General features: G+C 70.1%; 18 protein-coding genes. 15 read left to right on the top strand and 3 right to left on the bottom strand.

The window, feature by feature from the left end:
* Positions 1-8 precede the first annotated feature (8 nt).
* The 5 genes from BJ998_RS02425 to BJ998_RS02405 all read left to right on the top strand — a co-directional run bounded on the left by BJ998_RS02425 (position 9) and on the right by BJ998_RS02405 (position 3,205).
* On the top strand, positions 9-899 hold the full coding sequence (locus tag BJ998_RS02425; protein ID WP_221337849.1) for an aminoglycoside phosphotransferase family protein: 891 nt from the start codon (positions 9-11) through the stop codon (positions 897-899).
* A gap of 30 nt (positions 900-929) precedes the next feature.
* A complete protein-coding gene (locus BJ998_RS02420; RefSeq protein WP_184858081.1) occupies positions 930-2,282 on the top strand; it encodes a CYTH and CHAD domain-containing protein in 1,353 nt (450 codons plus the stop codon).
* A 56-nt stretch (positions 2,283-2,338) separates the two neighbouring features.
* Positions 2,339-2,500, top strand: coding sequence for a hydrophobic protein (locus BJ998_RS02415; protein ID WP_184858080.1), 162 nt, complete (start codon positions 2,339-2,341; stop codon positions 2,498-2,500).
* A 39-nt stretch (positions 2,501-2,539) separates the two neighbouring features.
* Positions 2,540-2,737 (top strand): CsbD family protein, encoded by a 198-nt coding sequence (locus BJ998_RS02410; RefSeq protein WP_184858079.1) that lies wholly within the window; start codon positions 2,540-2,542, stop codon positions 2,735-2,737.
* Between the two features lie 111 nt (positions 2,738-2,848).
* Positions 2,849-3,205, top strand: a complete 357-nt coding sequence (locus BJ998_RS02405) for an STAS domain-containing protein (RefSeq protein WP_184858078.1) — start codon at positions 2,849-2,851, stop codon at positions 3,203-3,205.
* On the opposite strand, the gene BJ998_RS48965 is transcribed toward BJ998_RS02405, so the two are convergent.
* Positions 3,140-5,266 (bottom strand): GAF domain-containing SpoIIE family protein phosphatase, encoded by a 2,127-nt coding sequence (locus BJ998_RS48965; protein ID WP_184858077.1) that lies wholly within the window; start codon positions 5,264-5,266, stop codon positions 3,140-3,142. The genes BJ998_RS02405 and BJ998_RS48965 overlap by 66 nt on opposite strands.
* Positions 5,267-5,349: 83 nt before the next feature.
* Here BJ998_RS48965 and BJ998_RS02395 point away from each other — a divergent pair, with 83 nt between their 5' ends.
* Both BJ998_RS02395 and BJ998_RS02390 read left to right on the top strand, forming a co-directional pair.
* A complete protein-coding gene (locus BJ998_RS02395; RefSeq protein WP_184858076.1) occupies positions 5,350-9,699 on the top strand; it encodes a HAMP domain-containing protein in 4,350 nt (1,449 codons plus the stop codon).
* A 43-nt stretch (positions 9,700-9,742) separates the two neighbouring features.
* Positions 9,743-10,096: an STAS domain-containing protein gene (locus BJ998_RS02390; RefSeq protein ID WP_184858075.1), complete on the top strand. Its 354-nt coding sequence runs from the start codon at positions 9,743-9,745 to the stop codon at positions 10,094-10,096.
* 43 nt (positions 10,097-10,139) lie between these two features.
* Here the strand turns inward: BJ998_RS02390 and BJ998_RS02385 are convergent, their stop codons facing one another.
* Entirely contained in the window at positions 10,140-10,466 is a 327-nt protein-coding gene (locus BJ998_RS02385) for a plasmid stabilization protein (protein WP_184858074.1), read from the bottom strand.
* An 85-nt stretch (positions 10,467-10,551) separates the two neighbouring features.
* Between BJ998_RS02385 and crcB (BJ998_RS02380) the strand changes: the two genes are divergently transcribed.
* The 8 genes from crcB (BJ998_RS02380) (at position 10,552) to BJ998_RS02345 (ending at position 17,096) form a co-directional block, all read left to right on the top strand.
* The gene (gene crcB, locus BJ998_RS02380) at positions 10,552-10,992 is read left to right on the top strand and encodes a fluoride efflux transporter CrcB (protein ID WP_312889880.1); all 441 of its coding nucleotides are present in this window, start codon (positions 10,552-10,554) and stop codon (positions 10,990-10,992) included.
* Entirely contained in the window at positions 10,989-11,345 is a 357-nt protein-coding gene (gene crcB, locus BJ998_RS02375; protein WP_184858072.1) for a fluoride efflux transporter CrcB, read from the top strand. Before crcB (BJ998_RS02380) ends, crcB (BJ998_RS02375) begins: the two co-directional genes overlap by 4 nt.
* Positions 11,342-12,556, top strand: coding sequence for an MFS transporter (locus tag BJ998_RS02370; protein WP_184858070.1), 1,215 nt, complete (start codon positions 11,342-11,344; stop codon positions 12,554-12,556). Before crcB (BJ998_RS02375) ends, BJ998_RS02370 begins: the two co-directional genes overlap by 4 nt.
* A gap of 31 nt (positions 12,557-12,587) precedes the next feature.
* Positions 12,588-13,160 carry a TetR/AcrR family transcriptional regulator gene (locus tag BJ998_RS02365; RefSeq protein WP_184858068.1) on the top strand — a complete coding sequence of 191 codons (573 nt, stop codon included), beginning with the start codon at positions 12,588-12,590 and terminating at the stop codon, positions 13,158-13,160.
* Positions 13,161-13,286: 126 nt separating this feature from the next.
* Positions 13,287-14,141: an alpha/beta fold hydrolase gene (locus BJ998_RS02360; RefSeq protein WP_184858066.1), complete on the top strand. Its 855-nt coding sequence runs from the start codon at positions 13,287-13,289 to the stop codon at positions 14,139-14,141.
* A gap of 33 nt (positions 14,142-14,174) precedes the next feature.
* A complete protein-coding gene (locus tag BJ998_RS02355; RefSeq protein WP_184858064.1) occupies positions 14,175-14,786 on the top strand; it encodes a sulfite oxidase-like oxidoreductase in 612 nt (203 codons plus the stop codon).
* Positions 14,779-15,456: an FAD-binding oxidoreductase gene (locus BJ998_RS02350; protein ID WP_312889879.1), complete on the top strand. Its 678-nt coding sequence runs from the start codon at positions 14,779-14,781 to the stop codon at positions 15,454-15,456. The genes BJ998_RS02355 and BJ998_RS02350 overlap by 8 nt, the downstream gene beginning before the upstream one ends.
* Positions 15,457-15,539: 83 nt before the next feature.
* On the top strand, positions 15,540-17,096 hold the full coding sequence (locus tag BJ998_RS02345; RefSeq protein ID WP_184858060.1) for a purple acid phosphatase family protein: 1,557 nt from the start codon (positions 15,540-15,542) through the stop codon (positions 17,094-17,096).
* A 228-nt stretch (positions 17,097-17,324) separates the two neighbouring features.
* On the opposite strand, the gene BJ998_RS02340 is transcribed toward BJ998_RS02345, so the two are convergent.
* Positions 17,325-18,467 carry an HNH endonuclease signature motif containing protein gene (locus BJ998_RS02340; RefSeq protein WP_184858058.1) on the bottom strand — a complete coding sequence of 381 codons (1,143 nt, stop codon included), beginning with the start codon at positions 18,465-18,467 and terminating at the stop codon, positions 17,325-17,327.
* Positions 18,468-18,702 lie beyond the last annotated feature (235 nt).

Here is an 18,702-nt window from a genome sequence, read left to right as displayed (position 1 = left end):
TGGAAACCGTGGATCTGCTCCAGGCCGGCCAGATGCTGCGCCCGCTGTGGCCGGACGTCGCGGTCACGGCCGTCGTGCCGCGCACCGGGAGCCGGCTGAGCACGGTCTACGAGGTGCGCGCCGGCGACCGAACCGCGATCATCAAGGTGTACGCCGACAAGTGGCGGTGGAAGCAGGCCAAGGAGGCTCACGTCTACCGCCTGCTGGCCGAGCACGGCGTCGGCCCCGTCCCGACGGTGCTCCGCGTCGAGCCCGACGCCGACGTCGCCGGCCGGGCTTTCACCGTCATGACAAGGCTTCCGGGCACGCCGCTGTCCGAGACGAGCGTCGACGACATCGCCGACGTCTACCGTCAACTCGGCCGCATGCTCGCCACCATCCACGCCATTCCCCAGCCCGGCTACGGCTACATCACCACCCACGTGCTCGATGCCGTGCCGGACAACACCGCGTACATGGGCCGCCAGTTCGCCAAGAAGCTCCGCGAGTTCCGTGAACTGCGGGGCGATGCCGAGCTGCACGACCTCGTGCAGACCTACGTCGCCGCCCACTCCGACCTGTTCGCCCGCTGCCCGGCGCCGGTGCTCTGCCGCAACGACGCGCACGAGGGCAACGTGCTGGTCGAGGACGGCAAGATCACCGGGCTGGTCGACAGCGAGAACGCGCTCGCCGGCGACCCCTGGCTGGATCTCGCCAAGGTCGACTTCTACACCGCCCGCGGCGACGCGACCAGGCTCGACGCCCTGCTCGACGGCTACGGGGCCGTCCCGGACGAGCGGATGCGCCTGTACAAGATCTATCACGCCCTGGAGCTGTGGGACTGGTTCGCCGCCAGCGGCGAGACCGAGTACCTCGACGGCATCGCCACGGAGATGGCCGACCTCGCCGCGGATGCATAACCGGACGCGGCTTGTGGGTATCCGGCCGTCATGACCACGCGAGTCAAGGAGACGGAGCGGAAGTACGAGCCGGTGGACACGGACGGTGGCCTGCTGGCGGGCGTGCCAGGGGTGACGGTCGTGGGCGGCGGCGAGGACCTGCTGCTGGACGCCGTCTATCACGACACCGCGGACCTGCGGCTGGCTCGCAACGGAGTGACCCTGCGCCGCCGAACCGGCGGCGAGGACGCGGGCTGGCACCTGAAACTGCCGCTGGGCGACGACGCGCGGGACGAGATCCGCGCCAAGGCGACCAAGGACGCCAAGCGGGTGCCGAAGGAACTGACGGACCTCGTCCTCGGGCTGACCCGGGGTGAGCCACTGGCGCCGATCGCGCACATCCGGACCAAACGCAAGCGGTGGGAGCTGCTCGACGACGACGGCCGGATCGCGGCCGAGGTCGTCGAGGACGACGTGATGGCGCAGACGCTGGGCGAGACCTCGGAGATCAAGGCCTGGCGGGAGATCGAGGTCGAGCTGGTCGAGGGCGGCGGTGAGGTGTTCGACGCCGTCGAGCGCACGCTGGGCCGGCCCTCGGACGCGCCGGCGAAACTGCTGCGGCTGCTGGGGGATCGGATCCCGAAGGAGCCGAAGGCCGCCGATCGGATCACGGCGTACGTGCGGCAGCAGGTCGCCGAGTTGCGCCGACAGGACCTGCGCGTACGCCAGGACGCCGAGGACTCCGTGCACCAGATGCGCGTAGCGAGTCGCCGGATCCGCAGCATTCTCCAGGCGTACAAGGGATCCCGCTCGCTACGGGAGGAGCTGCGCTGGCTCGGCGGAGTGCTGGGCGAGGCCCGCGACCTGGAGGTGCTGCGTGAGCACCTGCAGGCGGAAGTCGACGCGCTGCCGGCCGAACTGGTGCTGGGCAACGTGCGGCAGCGGCTCACCGAGACGTTCGCCCCGCGTGAGCAGGCGGCCCGGGCGGAAGTGCTGGAAACCTTGCGTAGCAAGCGGTACTTCACGCTGCTGGACCGGTTGGACACGCTGCGGATTCGGTCGGCGAAGGCCAGGAAGCGGCTGCGCGACACGCGCCGACGGGTGGACCGCGCGTGGCGGAACGAGGCCCGCGGCAACGGAACCCTGCACGACGTGCGCAAGGCGGCGAAGCGGGCCCGCTACGTGGCGGAGGCGGCCGGCAAGAAGAAGCTGGCCCGCCGCATGAAGAAGCTGACCAAGCGGCTCGGCCTGCACCAGGATTCCGTTGTGGCACGCCAGGAACTGCGCGCCATCGGCGTCCAGTCGCATTTGGACGGCGACAACGGATTCACCTACGGATTGCTGCACGGGCGCCAGCAGCGCCGGGCGGAACGCGTCGAGGAATCATTGCGGCGCAAGGTTTAGCAATCCGCCAGCTGGGTATCCAAGAGTCAACTTCCCCCGGCGAACAGGAGTATCCAATGGGAATCATCCTGGCGGTGCTGTTATTGGCCATCGTGCTCGGCGGCGTCGGCTTCGCCGTGCACGCCCTGTGGATCGTCGCGGGCATCGTGCTCGTGGTGTGGCTGCTGGGCTTCCTGATGCGCACCGCCGAGGGCGGTGGGCACTGGTACCGCTGGTGACCCGACCCGGCCGACTAGCCGATTACTGGAGGAGTTGAGATGAGCACGGAGCGCAAGTTCGAGGGCAAGGCCGACGAGGTCAAGGGCAAGCTGAAGGAAGGCGTCGGCGACGCCACGGGCAACGAGCAGTGGCAGGCCGAGGGCCGTGCCGACCAGGCCAAGGGCGGCCTGAAGCAGGCCGGCGAGAAGGTCAAGGACGCGGCCGAGAAGGTCAAGGACGCCCTCACGGGCAAGTGATGTGCCCCTTCGTCGCCCGCGCCGCCCGTTTGGGCGGCGCGGGCGACGGGTATCTAGGACCGAGCGGTGACGGCGAACAGAGGACGGCCTGACGTGATCGAAGCAGATGTGATGACGGTGCCCCTGTCCGGTGAGCTCGACGTGGGCACGCAGGCGGCCACCTCGGCGCGGATCTCCGAGGCGCTCGCCGCCGCGCCCCGGTTTCTCATCCTCGACCTGCGGGACGTCGACTTCCTGGGCTCGGCGGGCCTGTCCGTGCTGATCGAGACGCAGCGCGCGGCCGCCGCCCGGAACATCTCGGTGTGCCTGGTCGCGACCCGGCGCGCCACCCTGCTCCCGCTGGAGCTCACCGGCCTGAGCACGATGTTCCCGGTGTTCGCCAGCCCCGAGGACGCGATCCGGTCAGCGGACGCGGAGCGCGAGCAGGCAGGTGTCGTCCCGGGCGTTGGCGCCAACGTGCGCCAGTAGCAGGTCGGCGTACTCCTCGATGCCGTCGACCGGGTTGGCGGCGGTCGCCACCAGGTCGTCGAGGCATTCGTCGATGTCCTGCTGCGCCCGCTCGACGAGCCCGTCGGTGAACAGCACCAACCGGTCGTCGGGGGCCAGGACCAGCGTGTTCTCCTCGTACGTGGGTGAGCGGAACGCCCCCAGCAGCGGACCGGCCGGCAGTGGCAGCAGCGCCGCCACCCCGTCCCGCACCAGCAGCGGCGGCAGATGTCCCGCCCGCGCCCACACCAGCGTCGACGTCGACGGGTCGTACATCCCGCACAGCACGGTGCCGCTCACCCGCTCGGGCAGCGCCGCGGCGGTTGTGTTCAGCCACGCCATGATCTGCGCCGGCGGCGCGCCGGTCATCGCCAGGCCGCGCAGCGCGTTCCGCATCGAGATCATGCCCGTGACCACGGGAATCCCGTGCCCGGCGATGTCCCCGACGACGAGCAGCAGCTGCCCGGACGGCAGCGTCACGGTGTCGTACCAGTCGCCGCCGACCAGGTGCTGCGTCGCCGCCGGCTGATAGCGCACGGCGATCTCCAGGCCGGCGGTCCGGGGCAGCTGCGTGGTCGGCGGGATGATCGCGTGCTGCAGCTGGATCGCCAGCTGCTGCTGCTCGTCGGCGCGTTCGGCGGTCACCTCCAGCGCGAACTCCGTGTGGTACTCCGACGTGACGTCCTGCCACGCCCCACGCAGCGCCACCACCTCGCCGGCGGCGTCCGGCACCGGTTCCGCGAACAGCCGCAGCTGCCGGTCCGGCTTCTTGAACACGGCGGTCGCCGACCGGCGGCCGTTGATGACCGTGTGCAGCAGGCGGTCCATCGTCGACTCGCCGTCCGCGCCGAGCTCGGCGGCCAGCTCCCGCAGCGGCATCGGGTGCCGCGCGCCGATCACCTCGGTCAGCCGCGGCGTCCACGTCACCCGGCCGGTGACCAGGCTTTCCTCCCAGCCGCCGAGCCCACCGGCCCGCAGCGCGTTGTCGGCCAGCTCCGCGTCGCCCCGCTGCCGCCAGCTGATCGCCACGCCGTCGTACAGGCGGGCCACCCGGACCCGGCGCTCGTCGTCCAGGAACTCCTCGCTGACGCCGGTCTCCAGGACCCGCACGGCCCGCTCGAACAGCCCGTCGGCCTTGGCCGCGAACGGGAACAGGGCCAGCAGCCGCTCGCCGATCATGTCCGCCGGCGGCAGCGGCCAGCCGTCGCCGACGTGGTTCACGACGAAGTCCACGACCTCGCCGTCCACCCGCTCGGGCCGGGCCGTCAGCACGGCGTCGACCAGGCTGTCCAGCAGCCCGAGCAGCCACGACTGCTCGCCGTCGACGTCGGTCAGCGTGCTCGCGCACAGGTCGGCCAGCGCCACCAGCTCGGTGCGCTGGCCCGCGGTGAACTCCCGCCGCGGCACCGGCCAGCAGATCTCCATGACGCCGAGCACGGCCCGGGTGTTGCGGATCGGCAGCACGGCCCGGGCCCCGCCCGGCCAGCGCTCGGCTGCCGGTGCGAGGGCGGGATCCGACACGCCCGAGCGCAACCAGAGCTGCCTTTGCTCCACGACCGCCGTTCGGGCGTTGGCGGCGAACTGCGGCGGCAGCTGCCGCCACCGGGCCGCCTCGGCCGCGCCCAGGCCCCGCTCGCCGACCATGCGGAGCGTCCCGTCCGGGTCCACCCGCCAGATCGCCAGGGCCACCGCGCCCGTGGGCAGCAGCGCCTCGGTGAACACGGCGTCGGCCAGCGCGTCACCGTCCTGGGCGACCGCGGCGCGGGTCTCGGCCAGGCGTTTGCCCAGCACAGGGACGTCGCCGCCGGCCGGCGGCGGGGTCGTCTCCATGAGCTCGGCGGCCATCTCCAGCGGCGTCAGCCCGACGCTCTCGGCCAGTGTGTGCAGGTGCTGGGTGGCGTGCGCGAGACTGCCGCCGATGCGCTCCACCAGCCGGCCCTTGGCCTGCTCGAGGACGGCATCCGCGGCGGCGCGCGCCCGCAGCTGGGCCAGCTGGTCCCGCTGACGGGCGACCAGCCGGGCGAGCCGTTCGAGGTCCGACACCGGGCGAGTGTAGAAGTGTTCGCGGCGTGATGCGCGCGTGCCAGGATGGATCTCCGGGGGCATGGACGCAGTAGGAGCGGTGGATGGTCGTGGAGGGCAAGGCCGTGCAGAACGAGCGGCTCCAGCAGCTGCTCCAGGGCCTCAAGGCGGTGCGCGACGGCGACTTCAGCACGCGGTTGCCGCGGGTGGACGACGTGCTGATGGACGAGATGTCGGACGTCTTCAACGGCATGGTCGACCAGCTCGCGCTGTTCACGTCCGAGGTCACGCGGGTGGCCCGTGAGGTCGGCACCGACGGCAAGCTGGGCGGTCAGGCCGTGGTCCCGGGCGTGTCGGGCACCTGGAAGGACCTCACCGACTCGGTGAACGCGATGGCCGGCAACCTGACCGGCCAGGTGCGCGACATCGCCGAGGTCGCGACGGCCGTCGCCAAGGGCGATCTGACCCAGAAGATCACCGTCGACGTCAAGGGCGAGATGCTGGCCCTCAAGAACACCATCAACACGATGGTGGACCAGCTGTCCTCCTTCGCCGACGAGGTCACCCGGGTGGCCCGTGAGGTGGGCAGCGAGGGCCGCCTGGGCGGCCAGGCGACCGTGCCCGGCGTCGCCGGCACCTGGCGTGATCTCACCACCTCGGTGAACTTCATGGCCGGCAACCTCACCGACCAGGTTCGCAACGTCGCCCAGGTGACCACCGCCGTGGCGAAGGGCGATCTGACGCAGAAGATCACCGTTGACGCGCGGGGCGAGATCCTGGAGCTGAAGAACACCATCAACACGATGGTGGACCAGCTGTCCTCCTTCGCCGACGAGGTCACGCGCGTGGCCCGTGAGGTCGGCACCGACGGCATCCTCGGCGGCCAGGCCCAGGTGCCCGGCGTCGGCGGCACCTGGCGGGCGCTGACCACGTCGGTGAACTTCATGGCCGGCAACCTGACCGGCCAGGTGCGGTCCATCGCCCAGGTCGCGACCGCGGTCGCCCGGGGCGACCTGACGCAGAAGATCACCGTTGACGCGCGGGGCGAGATCCTGGAGCTGAAGAACACCATCAACACGATGGTGGACCAGCTGTCCTCCTTCGCCGACGAGGTCACCCGCGTGGCCCGTGAGGTCGGCACCGACGGCAAGCTGGGCGGCCAGGCCGACGTCAAGGGCGTCTCCGGCACCTGGAAGGACCTCACCGACTCGGTGAACGTCATGGCCGACAACCTGACCGACCAGGTGCGGTCCATCGCCCAGGTGACCACCGCCGTGGCCCGCGGCGACCTGTCGCAGAAGATCCGGGTCGACGCCCGTGGCGAGATCCTGGAGCTCAAGGACACCATCAACACGATGGTCGACCAGCTGTCGGCCTTCGCCGACGAGGTCACGCGCGTCGCCCGCGACGTCGGCACGCAGGGCGACCTGGGCGGGCAGGCCATCGTGCGGGGCGTGTCCGGCACGTGGAAGGACCTGACCGACAACGTCAACGTGATGGCGTCCAACCTGACCGGTCAGGTGCGGTCCATCGCGCAGGTGGCGACCGCCGTCGCGCAGGGCGACCTGACCAAGCGGATCCGGGTCGAGGCCAAGGGCGAGGTCGCCGGCCTCGCCGACACCATCAACACCATGGTCGACACGCTCTCTGCCTTCGCCGACGAGGTCACGCGCGTGGCCCGCGAGGTCGGCACGGAGGGCATGCTGGGCGGCCAGGCCCGGGTCCCGGGCGTCGCCGGCACGTGGAAGGACCTGACCGACAACGTCAACTTCATGGCCGGCAACCTGACCAGCCAGGTCCGCAACATCGCCCAGGTCACCACGGCCGTCGCCCAGGGCGACCTGTCCAAGAAGATCGACGTCGACGCCCGCGGCGAGATCCTGGAGCTGAAGACGACCATCAACACGATGGTCGACACGCTGTCCTCGTTCGCCGCGGAGGTCACCCGCGTGGCCCGCGAGGTGGGCAGCGAGGGGCGGCTGGGCGGCCAGGCCGAGGTCGAGGGCGTGTCCGGCACCTGGAAGCGGCTCACCGAGAACGTCAACGAGCTGGCCGGCAACCTGACCCGGCAGGTGCGGGCCATCGCCGAGGTGACCAGCGCCGTGGCCACCGGCGACCTGACCCGGTCCATCTCGGTGGAGGCCCAGGGCGAGGTCGCCGAGCTCAAGGACAACATCAACGCCATGGTCCAGTCGCTGCGCGAGACGACCAGGGCCAACGAGGACCAGGACTGGCTGAACACCAACCTGGCCCGGTTCTCCGGCCTGATGCAGGGCCACCGCGAGCTGGGCACCGTGGCCGAGCTGATCATGAACGAGCTGACCCCGCTGGTCGACGCCCAGCTCGGCACGTTCTTCCTGGCCGAGACCGGCGAGGACGACGTGACGCTGCGGCTGGTCGCCGGCTACGGGACGCTCCGGATGGGCGGCGAGCAGCACGACGAGCTGCCGACCGAGTTCCGGCTGGGCCAGTCGCTGGTCGGGCAGGTGGCCAGCACCAAGAAGGCCATCCTGGTCGACCAGACGCCCGCCGACTACGTGCGGATCGCCTCCAGCCTCGGCTCGGCCGGCCCGGCCAACCTGATCGTGCTGCCGATCGTGTTCGAGGACCAGGCCCTCGGCGTGATCGAACTGGCCTCGTTCGGCCGGTTCACGCCCGTCCAGCGGGACTTCCTGGAGCAGCTGATGGAGACCATCGGCGTCAACGTGAACACGATCATCGCCAACGCCCGCACCGACTCGCTGCTGGCCGAGTCCCAGCGGCTCACCCAGGAGCTGCGGGCCCGGTCCGAGCAGCTGCAGGAGCAGCAGGGCGAGCTGCGCCGCTCCAACGCCGAGCTGGCCCGGCAGAACCGCGACATCGAGGTGAAGAACTTCGAGATCGAGCAGGCCCGCCAGGAGCTGGAGGAACGGGCCCAGCAGCTGGCGCTGACGTCCAAGTACAAGTCCGAGTTCCTGGCCAACATGTCGCACGAGCTGCGCACGCCGCTGAACAGCCTGCTCATCCTGGCCCGTCTGCTGGCCCAGAACCCGACCCGCAACCTCACGCCCAAGCAGGTCGAGTTCGCCAACGTGATCCACTCCGCCGGCACCGACCTGCTGCAGCTGATCGACGACATCCTGGACCTGTCCAAGGTCGAGGCCGGCAAGATGGACATCCACCCGGAGCGGTTCCCGCTGCCGCAGCTGCTGGAGTACGTGCGGGCCACGTTCCAGCCGCTGACCGTGGAGAAGGGCCTCGGCTTCGGCGTGCAGGTGGCGCCGGACGTGCCCGAGCACCTCTACACCGACGAGCCGCGGCTGCGGCAGGTCCTGCGCAACCTGCTGTCCAACGCGGTCAAGTTCACCGAGACCGGCCGGGTCAACCTGGCGGTGCGGCTGGACGGCGACACCATCGAGTTCGCCGTGTCGGACACCGGCATCGGCATCGCGCCGGACAACCTGGAGACCATTTTCGGCGCGTTCCAGCAGGCCGACGGCACCACCAGCCGGCGCTACGGCGGCACCGGCCTCGGCCTGTCCATCAGCCGCGAGGTGGCCTACCTGCTCGGCGGCGAGATCAAGGCGGAGAGCGAGCTCGGCGTCGGCAGCACGTTCACCCTGCACCTGCCGGTCGAGCCGGAGATCGCCGAGCAGGCGCCGGCGGCCGAACCGGTGGTGCCGGACGCGCGCCGGCGGGTGCTGGTGCTGGAGTCCGGCGGCGACGAGCTGTCCACGCTGGCCCGGCAGGTCGCCGTGACCCTCGGCGACCCGCACGTCACCGTGGCGTCGACTCCCGACGAGGCCGTCGAGGCGCTGCGCGCCGCCCCGCACCAGGCCGTGGTCGTGGACCTCAACCTGCCCGAGGCGATGTCGCTGACGTTCCTCAAGCGGCTGGCCAACCACCCCGACCTGGTGGCGCTGCCGGTGTTCGCGCACCTGTCCCGGCCGCTGACGCCCGCGCAGGACCGGCTGCTCCAGTCGCACGTGCGCAACCGGTCGGTGGAGCTGGTCGAAGGCGTCGACGCCCTGCGGGAACGGCTCGTGCGGCAGTTGTCCGTCGAGGACCACAAGCACGACGGGCTGCGCGGCCGCAAGGTGCTGGTGATCGACGACGACGTGCGCAACGTGTTCGCCATCGTCGGCATGCTGGAGACGTACGGGATGACCGTGCTGCACGCCCCCAACGGCCGCAAGGGGATCGAGGTGCTGCTGGCCAACTCCGACATCGACCTGATCCTGATGGACGTGATGATGCCCGAGATGGACGGCTACGCCACCACCGCGGCCGTGCGGGCGATGCCGCAGTTCGCGCAGCTGCCGATCATCGCCGTCACCGCCAAGGCCATGCAGGGCGACCGGGAGAAGAGCCTCGCCTCCGGCGCCAACGGCTACGTGACCAAGCCGGTGGACGCCGACGAGCTGCTCGACACGATGCAGCGGGTCCTGGGCGAACGGTGGATCGGTGAAAGTTGACCGTGCCGTAGGCTGCGGCGTCAGTCGACCATCAGGAGAGTACGTGCCCGAGAACACCGGCGCCTTCGCCGCCGACACCGAGCTGGTCGGCGGCGTGGCCGTCGTCCACCTTGCCGGCGAGCTGGACATGCAGACCGTTCAGGCGGCGGCCCTCGAACTGGACAACGCCATCGAGGGCGGGCCCGCCGGCCTCGTGGTGGACATGACCGGGCTGACCTTCCTCGCCTCCGCCGGCCTGGCCATGCTCGCGGCGGTGGGGGAGAAGGCCGGGCAGGCCTCGGTGACGCTGCGGCTGGCCGCCGACAACCGGGTCGTGCTGCGCCCGCTGGAAATCACCGGTCTTGACGCCGGCTTCGACATTCGCGACTCCGTGCAGGCGGCCCTGGCCGACCTGTGAGGGTGCGGGGCGGGGCCGGCGGCTCCGCCCGTCCCCCGCTCCGTCAGCCGCGGCCCAGCGCCTTGGCCAACTCCTTCTTGCTCATCTTCGACCGGCCCTTGATGTTGCGCTTGCGGGCCTCGTTGTAGAGCTGGTCCCGGGTCGGCCCGCCGGGGCCGGAGTGCGACCGCTTGCCGCCGCGGTGCTGCGGCGAGACGTCCTTCGTGGACGACCGGCTCGCGGTGCGCGACTCGCCCTGCTGGGCGCGGTTCTTGTTCACGGTGCGGGCCGCGATCTCCTCAGCGCGCTTGGTGCTGGCGCCGCGGTCCTTCTGCGACTCCTTGATGTGCTGGTACTGCCGTTCCCGCTTGTTGCTCCACGCCTGGGGCATGACGCACCTCCTTCGACCTCGGGGTTACCCGCTGCCGCGCATGGTCATGCCGCTATGCTGGGCGAACCGACGGGGGGAGGTCCGTGTGTCTGTCGACCCCGATGTCGACGTCCATGTCCCGGCTCAACGGCGTGAACTGGCCCGCACCCACGGCGGCGTGCTGGCGGTGATCGCGCTCGGCGGCGGGCTCGGGGCGCTCGCCCGCTACGGCATCTCGTTGTGGCTGCCGACCATGCCGGGGCATTTCCCGTGGGGCACGTTCGCGATCAACGTCCTGGGCTGTTTCCTGATCGGCGTGCTGATGGTCCGATGGGGACAGCGCCCGCTGCTGCGACCGTTCCTCGGCGTCGGAGTTTTGGGTGGTTTCACCACATTCTCCACGTATGCGGTGGAAACGCGGGCGTTGCTGGCGCCGGGGGAGGTGCCGGTGGCGCTGGCCTACCTGTTCGGCACGCTCGCCGCGGCGATGCTGGCGGTGCTCGCGGGCGTGGCGCTGACCCGGAAGGTGTTGGGGGACAACCGGTGACGCTGGTTCTCGTGTTCGCGGGGGCGATCGTCGGCGCCCCGCTGCGCTATCTGGTGGACCGGGCCGTGCAGGTCCGCCACGACTCCGTCTTCCCGTGGGGCACGATGACGGTGAACGTCTTCGGCTGCATGGTGCTGGGATTCCTTGCCGGGCTGGGGACTTCGCTGCCCAGCGCCCTGGCGGCCCTGCTGGGCACGGGTTTCTGCGGGGCGCTGACCACGTACAGCACCTTCAGCTACGAGACGCTCCGGCTGGTCGAGCAGAAGGCCTACCTGTACGCGGTGATGAACGTGCTGATCAGCCTGATCGCCGGGCTGGGCGCGGTGTTCCTCGGCTACGCGCTGGCCGGATGAGCACCCCTCGGTTGCTGGCGGCGCCGGGATTCCGGCTGTTCTGGGCGTCCGACACGGTCTCCATGACCGGCTCGTACGTGACCACGGTCGCGGTGCCGCTGTTGGCGCTGAACGTGTTGCACGCCACCGGCACCGAGTTCGGCCTGCTGCGGGCGTCGACGTGGCTGCCGTACCTGCTGTTCGGTCTGCTCGCCGGCGTGCTGGTGGATCGCTGCCGCCGCAAGCCGATCCTGATCGGCGCGGACCTGATCCGGTTCGCGCTGATGGGCATGATCCCGCTGCTGGCGGCGCTGGACCGGTTGACCATGCCGGTGCTGATCGTGCTGACGGCGCTGATCGGCGTGCTGTCGCTGGCCTACGACGCGGCGCACCAGTCGTTCCTGCCGCGCCTGGTGCCGACGAGCGGGCTCGCCGAGGCCAACGCCCGGCTGTTGCAGACGAACTCGGCCGCGCAGGTCGCCGGGCCGGCGCTGGCCGGTGCCCTGGTGCAGGTGGTCGGCGCCGCGGCGGCCGTGCTGGTCGACGCGGCGTCCTTCCTGGTCTCGGGCCTGCTGCTGGCCCGGGTGCGGGTCGAGGAGCCCCTCGAACGACCCGAGTCCCGGAACCTGTGGCAGGAGCTGCGCGAGGGCCTGTCCTGGGTGTACAGGCACCGGATGCTGGCCCCGCTGGCGCTCACGGGCAACGTGTGGTTCTTCTTCAACGCGGTCGTCACCACCGTCCTCCCGCTCTACCTCCAGTGGGTGCTGCACGTCGACTCGTTCGCGTTCGGTGTGCTCATGGCCGTTCCCGGCGCCGGGGGAGTGATCGGCGCGCTGGTGTCCACCCGGACCGGGCGGCGGTTCGGCACCGGCCCGACGATCGTCGCCGGCCACTGGCTGGCACCGCTCGGCTACCTGCTGATCCCGTTGGCCGGCAACGGAATCGTCGGCCTGGTACTGGTGGGCGCCGCGCAGTTCGTGTTCGGCTTCAGCATCGGCCTGGAGGGCCCGGTGGCGATGGGCTACCGGCAGGCGGTGACGCCGGACCGGCTGCAGGGCCGGATGAACGCCACCATGCGGTCGCTCAACCGCGGCGCGATCGTGCTCGGCGCGCCGCTGGGCGGCGTGCTGGCGGACTGGGTCGGCATCCCGACCGCCCTGTGGGTGGGCATCGCCGGCCTGACCGTGCAGGCGGTCGCGAGCACCCTGTCGCCGTTGCGGACTATTTCTTGACCGATCGTTCCGATATGACTAGCGTGCCGGCATGGCCAGGACCAAGGAGTTCGATCCCGACGTCGCCCTGCGGGCGGCGCTGGACCTGTTCTGGCGGCAGGGCTACGAGGCCACGTCCATGCAGGACCTGGTCGACCACCTGGGCATCGCCCGGGCCAGCATCTATGCCACCTTCGGCAGCAAGAACGAGCTCTACCTGCGAGCCCTGGAGCGCTACTCGCAGGACCTGGGCGTCCGCTACCTGAGCCAGCTGTCCGGGCCGGGGCCGCTGGCGGCGGTGCGGGCGTTGATGGCGTCCGCCGCCCGGGACGCGGTGCTCGATCCCGACCGCAAGGGCTGCTTCATCACCAACACCGCCGTCGAATGCCCGGCCGTGGACGGCGCTGAAGCCCTGGTCGACGGCGGTTTCAACGGCCTGCAGGCGATGCTGGCCGGCGCCTTGGTCAGGGCCCGGGACGAGGGGGAGTTGAGTCCGGACAAGGACCCGCAGGCGCTGGCCCGCTTCCTGGTGACGTTCCTGCAGGGCCTGCGGGTGATGGCCCACCACCCGGACGAGCGCCGCATCACCGACGCCCTGGACCAGGCCCTGTCCCTGCTCGCCTGACCCGCCAGCCCGGCTTGGGCGCACGTGAGTGGCTCACTTGCCCGCCACGGCCACCTGAGCCACTCACGTGGATCCGCGTCTACGCACAGCCCAATATTGGAACGATCGATCTGGAAAGAGTCATAGATGAACGACGTAGAACTCGCCGCCGAGCTCGGCTTCCGTAGCGAGCACGCCGACGTCAACGGGACCCGCCTGCACTACGTGATCGGCGGGGACGGGGAGCCGCTGGTGCTGCTGCCCGGCTGGCCGCAGACCTGGTGGTCGTACCACAAGGTCATGCCGAAACTGGCCGAGCGGCACCGCGTCGTCGCCGTCGACCTGCGCGGCATGGGCGGCTCGGCCAAGCCCGCCGACGGCTACGACAAGAAGACCATGGCCGCCGACATCGGTGAGTTGGTCCGGCACCTCGGCCACGACCGGGTCGACGTGGCCGGGCACGACATCGGCTCGATGGTGGCGTTCAGCCTGGCCGCCAACCACCCCGACACGGTGCGCAAGATCGCGATGCTGGACGTGCCGCACCCCAGCGACTCCTTCCACGAGCTCCGCGTGCTGGGCCCCGGCACGCTGTGGTGGTTCGCCTTCAACCAGCTCGACACGCTGCCGGCGCAGCTGCTCGAAGGACGCGCGCGGTACCTGGTGGACCACATGATCGACCGGATCGCGGTGCGGCGGGACGCGATCACCGACCGCGACCGGGCGATCTACGCCGCCGCCTACGACACCGCGGACGCCATCCGCGCCGGCAACCGCTGGTACCAGGCGTTCGAGCGGGACATCGAGGACCTGCGCGGCTACGAGAAAGTGACCACACCGGTGCTGGGGCTGCTCGCGCCGTGGGTGCGTGAACCGGTGGAAGCCGCCATCACCGAGGCCGCCACCGACGTGCGGATCCGCGAAATTCCGGACAGCGGCCACTATCTGGCCGAGGAGCGACCGGACGCCGTGGTCGAGGAACTCACCAGGTTCTTCGGATAGCACTGCCTCGGGTGCTGCCGGCATACTGCCGCCATGAGTCGACCCACACGGGGGTTCGTCGGCAAACGCCGGGCCCCGAGGGACCGGCGGCTGCCGCCCGGCCAGTACGACATCGGCCGGGACTTCCCGGTGCTGACCGCCGAGGTCACGCCGCGGGTGCACACCGACCGCTGGACCATGACCATCGACGGCCTGGTCCGCGCGCCGGGCCAATGGACCTGGGATGACCTGCAGCGGCTGCCGCACGAGGAGTACCGCGGCGACATCCACTGCGTCACCACGTGGTCGAAGTTCGACACCCGGTTCGGCGGCGTCAGCGTCGACCTGCTGCTCGACCAGGTGGAGCCGCTGCCGGCGGCGACGCACGTGCTGGCCACCTCCACCACGGGGTACACCACCAACCTGCCGCTGGAGCACGTGCGCAACGGCAAGGCGTGGCTGGTGTGGACGCACGAGGGCAAGCCGCTGCCCCGCGAGCACGGTGGCCCGATCCGGCTGCTGGTGCCGCACCTGTACTTCTGGAAGAGCGCCAAGTGGATCACCAAGCTGACCCTGCTCGACCATGACGTGCACGGGTTCTGGGAGCGCAACGGCTACCACGACCTCGGCGATCCCTGGCTGGAACAGCGGTACCAAGGTGACTGACCCGCGCGGCTGGCGGTACGCGAAGGTCGTGGCGGTCCGGCACGACACACCGCACAGCGTCACCCTGCGGATGGACGTGCCGGACCGGGTGCGGCACCTGCCCGGCCAGCACTACGTGATCCGGCTGACCGCCGAGGACGGCTACCGGGCGCAGCGCTCGTACTCGGTGGCCTCGGCCCCGGCCGACCCGCTGCTGGAGCTGTTCGTGGAACGGCTGGAGGACGGCGAGGTCTCCACGTACCTGGCGGACATCGTGGAGCCCGGCGACGAGCTGGAGATCCGCGGCCCGATCGGCGGCTGGTTCGCGTGGGACGGCGCCACGCCGGCGTTGGGCGTCGGCGGCGGCTCCGGTGTCGTGCCGATGATTTCCATGCTGCGGCACAATTCCGACAACTGTCGCGTCGCGGTGTCGGTCCGCACGGCCGAGGATCTGCCGTACGCCAACGAACTCACCGCCGCCGGCGCGCTGATCGCCGTCACCCGTGAGGATTTCGGCGGCCGTGCCGGCGGTCGGCTGACCGCGCGGGAACTGCTGCCCCTCTACACGCCCGGCGCTATCTGCTACGTCTGCGGATCGGCCGCTTTCGCCGAGGCCGCAAGCATGTTGCTGCTCGACATCGGCGTGCCCACGGCGGACATCCGGGTCGAAAGGTTCGGACCCTCAGGCTGATTCATCGCTCGGACAGCTGGTGTTCACGGCACGGACGCTCCATCGGCCTAGGTTCTGCGCGATCCGGCGAGCGAGGAGACCCGATGTCCGACGACACCACCAAGCGCACCGTCAGCCGAAGAGGAGCGCTGGGCCTGCTCGGCGCGACCGCCGCCGCGGCCCCGCTGCTCGGCACCGCCACGGCCGGGGCCGCGACGCCCGCGTTCGTGCCCAGCGTCGGCAACGGCGCCACCCCGGTGCAGGGCCTGCACCTGACGTTCGGCCGCGACCCGTCGCGGCAGATGGTCGTCTCCTGGATCACCGAGGGCTCGGTGCGCAAGCCGCGCGTCGTCTACGGCACGCTGGAGGGCGGCTTCGGCGGCTGCGTCGACGCCGACACCAAGACCTATGTGGACGGCACTTCCGGCCGCACCGTCTACATCCACCACGCGGAGTTGACCCGCCTGCGCCCCAACACCCAGTACATGTACGCGGCGCAGCACGACGGCGCGACCCCGGACGCCGGCACCTTCCGCACCGCGCCGGCCGGGCGCATGCCGTTCACCTTCACCAGCTTCGGCGACCAGTCCGCGCCGCAGGTCACCTGGGCCGCCAACGGCAGCGTCGGCCTGGACGCCAACTCCACGCCGGCCACCAAGGACATCGTCACCGGCATCGAGACCGTCGCCCCGCTGTTCCACCTGCTCAACGGCGACCTGTGCTACGCCAACCTGGACGTGGACCGGGTTCGCACCTGGAACAACTTCTTCACCAACAACACCCGCTCGGCCCGGTTCCGGCCGTGGATGCCGGCCGCCGGCAACCACGAGATCGAGAAGCAGAACGGCCCCATCGGCCTCGCCGCGTACCAGGCGTACTTCCAGCTGCCGTCGACCGAGACCGACCGCGAACTGGCCGGCCTGTGGTACTCGTTCACCGCCGGCTCGGTGCGGGTGATCGTGCTGCAGAACGACGACAACTGCCTGCAGGACGGCGGTGACGTCTACATCAACGGCTACTCCGGTGGGCGGCAGCTGGCGTGGCTGGAGAAGGAGTTGGCCGCCGCGCGCAAGTCCCGGGACATCGACTGGGTCGTCGTCGCCATGCACCAGGTGATGATCAGCACCTCCGACGCCAACGGCGCCGACCTCGGGCTGCGCGAGAAGTACGGGCCGCTGTTCGACCGCTACGGCGTGGACCTGGTGCTGTGCGGGCACGAGCACGACTACGAGCGGTCCCTCGCCGTGCACGGTGTGGTTTCCGGCAGCGAGACGCTCACACCGAACCCGGTGTCCTCGGCCACCGACAACATCGACGCCACCCACGGCACCGTGCACATGATTCTCGGCGGTGGCGGCGTTTCCGGCACCACCAACGGCTCCTTCTTCAAGGACGGCACCGGCAAGGTGATCACCGCCGTGTCCGCGCAGCCCGGTTCCAACGGCAAACGGACCGCAACATACGTGAAGGAGGAGGCGGTGTGGAGCGCGGTCCGCGACCTCGACCATCCGTACGGCTTCGCCGCGTTCACCGTCGACCCGGGCCGCCGCCCCGGCGACACCACCACCATGCACGTCACCTACTACAACGTGAACAAGCCGAACGGCGAGCTGTCGGTTTTTGAGAAGTTCAGCCTGCATCGTAAGCGTTCGGACGGCTGATTTGTTGTAACGGTGGGGTAGCGGGTTTTTGTTTTGGGGGTGGGCCGATTTTGTGTGGAGCCTCTGGACGATGGCGCTCAGGGCGGTTAGGGGCAGGCAGGGCCTGCCCTGAGCCGGATCAATTGTATGCCGTCGTCCCCCTCCACACAAAATCGGCCCAAGCGCATTGTTGGGGGCGGTGGGTTGGCGGTTGTCGGTCGCTGTGGAATTGTCAAAGAACCGGGGCGGTCAGTATTCGAATGGGCGGGTCGTGTAATGGCGGCCGGTCGGGGTGGTCCAGTGTGAGGTGCCGTCAGGGGCGCGGGTGACGGTGTAGTTGTCGTGTTTGCGGTGGTGGTGCCAGGCGCAGAGGCCCTGGAGGTTGGCGGGCTCGGTTTCGCCCTGTGGCCAGGGGGTGATGTGGTCGTATTCCTGGATCGGGCTGCTGCAGCCCGGAGCCGTGCAGGTGCCGCCCGCCTGGACGTGGCCGAATTCCTTCATCAGGGTGGTGGGGCGGTAGGTGTCGGTGGTGATGGCCGTGGCATGGCGGTACTGGTCGAGGAGGATGCCGCGCCAGGGGCCGTGCATGGCCAGCTCTCGGGCGGCGTCGGCAGACACAGGGCCGTAGCCGGAGAGGTGTCCGGGGTCGTTGGTCAGGCCCATCAACGTCTCCATGGAGACGGTGACGAAGGTCCGCACGTTCCAGTCGCCCTTGGTCCGCCGGAGCCGGTCCAGCAGGGCATCGGACCGCTTCTGGTCGGTGGTGCGATCGTCGGCGGGCAGGGCTTTGGCGTCCTTGCAGAGCTGCTCGAACACCACGTGGGCTTCGGCAGCGGGCAGGATCCAGGTCAGTTTGGCCATGCCGTCGGGGAGCGGGGCGAATTCGACCCGGCGGTCCTTGCTGGCTTTGTGGCAGCGGGTTTCGTAGCCGTCGGGGTCGGCGTGGGCGACCAGGGCGGTGGTCTTGCGGCACAGTTGGGTCTGGTTCAACCCGGCGGCCACACCGACCAGGGCATCCTCAACCTCGGCCACCAGGTCGGGGGACAGGTGCTGGACCCGTTCCCGCACCGCATCGAGCCGGCGGAAGTCCAACTCGCCGCGCCGCAACTGCTCGGCCAACCGAGGCAGCATCTCCAGCACCACACTGGCTTCTTTCCTCCGGGCGACGGTCTGTTCGGGTTCGGTGAGGGCCATGGCGAGCTCGGTGGGGTCCTCGGTTCGGCGCAGTGCGGCCAGCTCGACCCATTCGCAGGCGGACTTCAGTTTGCGGGCGAGAATGGACACCGTCACCAGTTGGTCGGCGGACAGCCTCGCCCATTCCACACCCATGATCAGGCTGAACAGGTCGCCACTAGGTTCCCTGGTCTCCAATTCGCGGGTGAGTTCTTCCATGCCTCCAGAATACTCGCACACATGATCGAACTCGAATCACTAACGGGTGATTGTTTCATGCATAATCGCGTCGCCGCCACCCCGCCATCGACACCGAACACCTAAGCGTGGATTTTGTGTGGAGGTGGACGATGGCCTAAGCTCTCCGCGCGAGGGGCAGGCGGAGCCTGCCCCGGAATTGCCCCTCGGAGGCCATCGTCCAGAGGCTCCACACAAAATCCACGCGACCCACAAA

This window comes from Kutzneria kofuensis, assembly GCF_014203355.1.
Lineage (GTDB): Bacteria > Actinomycetota > Actinomycetes > Mycobacteriales > Pseudonocardiaceae > Kutzneria > Kutzneria kofuensis.
Note: the sequence above shows the minus strand (reverse complement) of the source record. Positions and strands in the feature narration are given on the sequence as shown.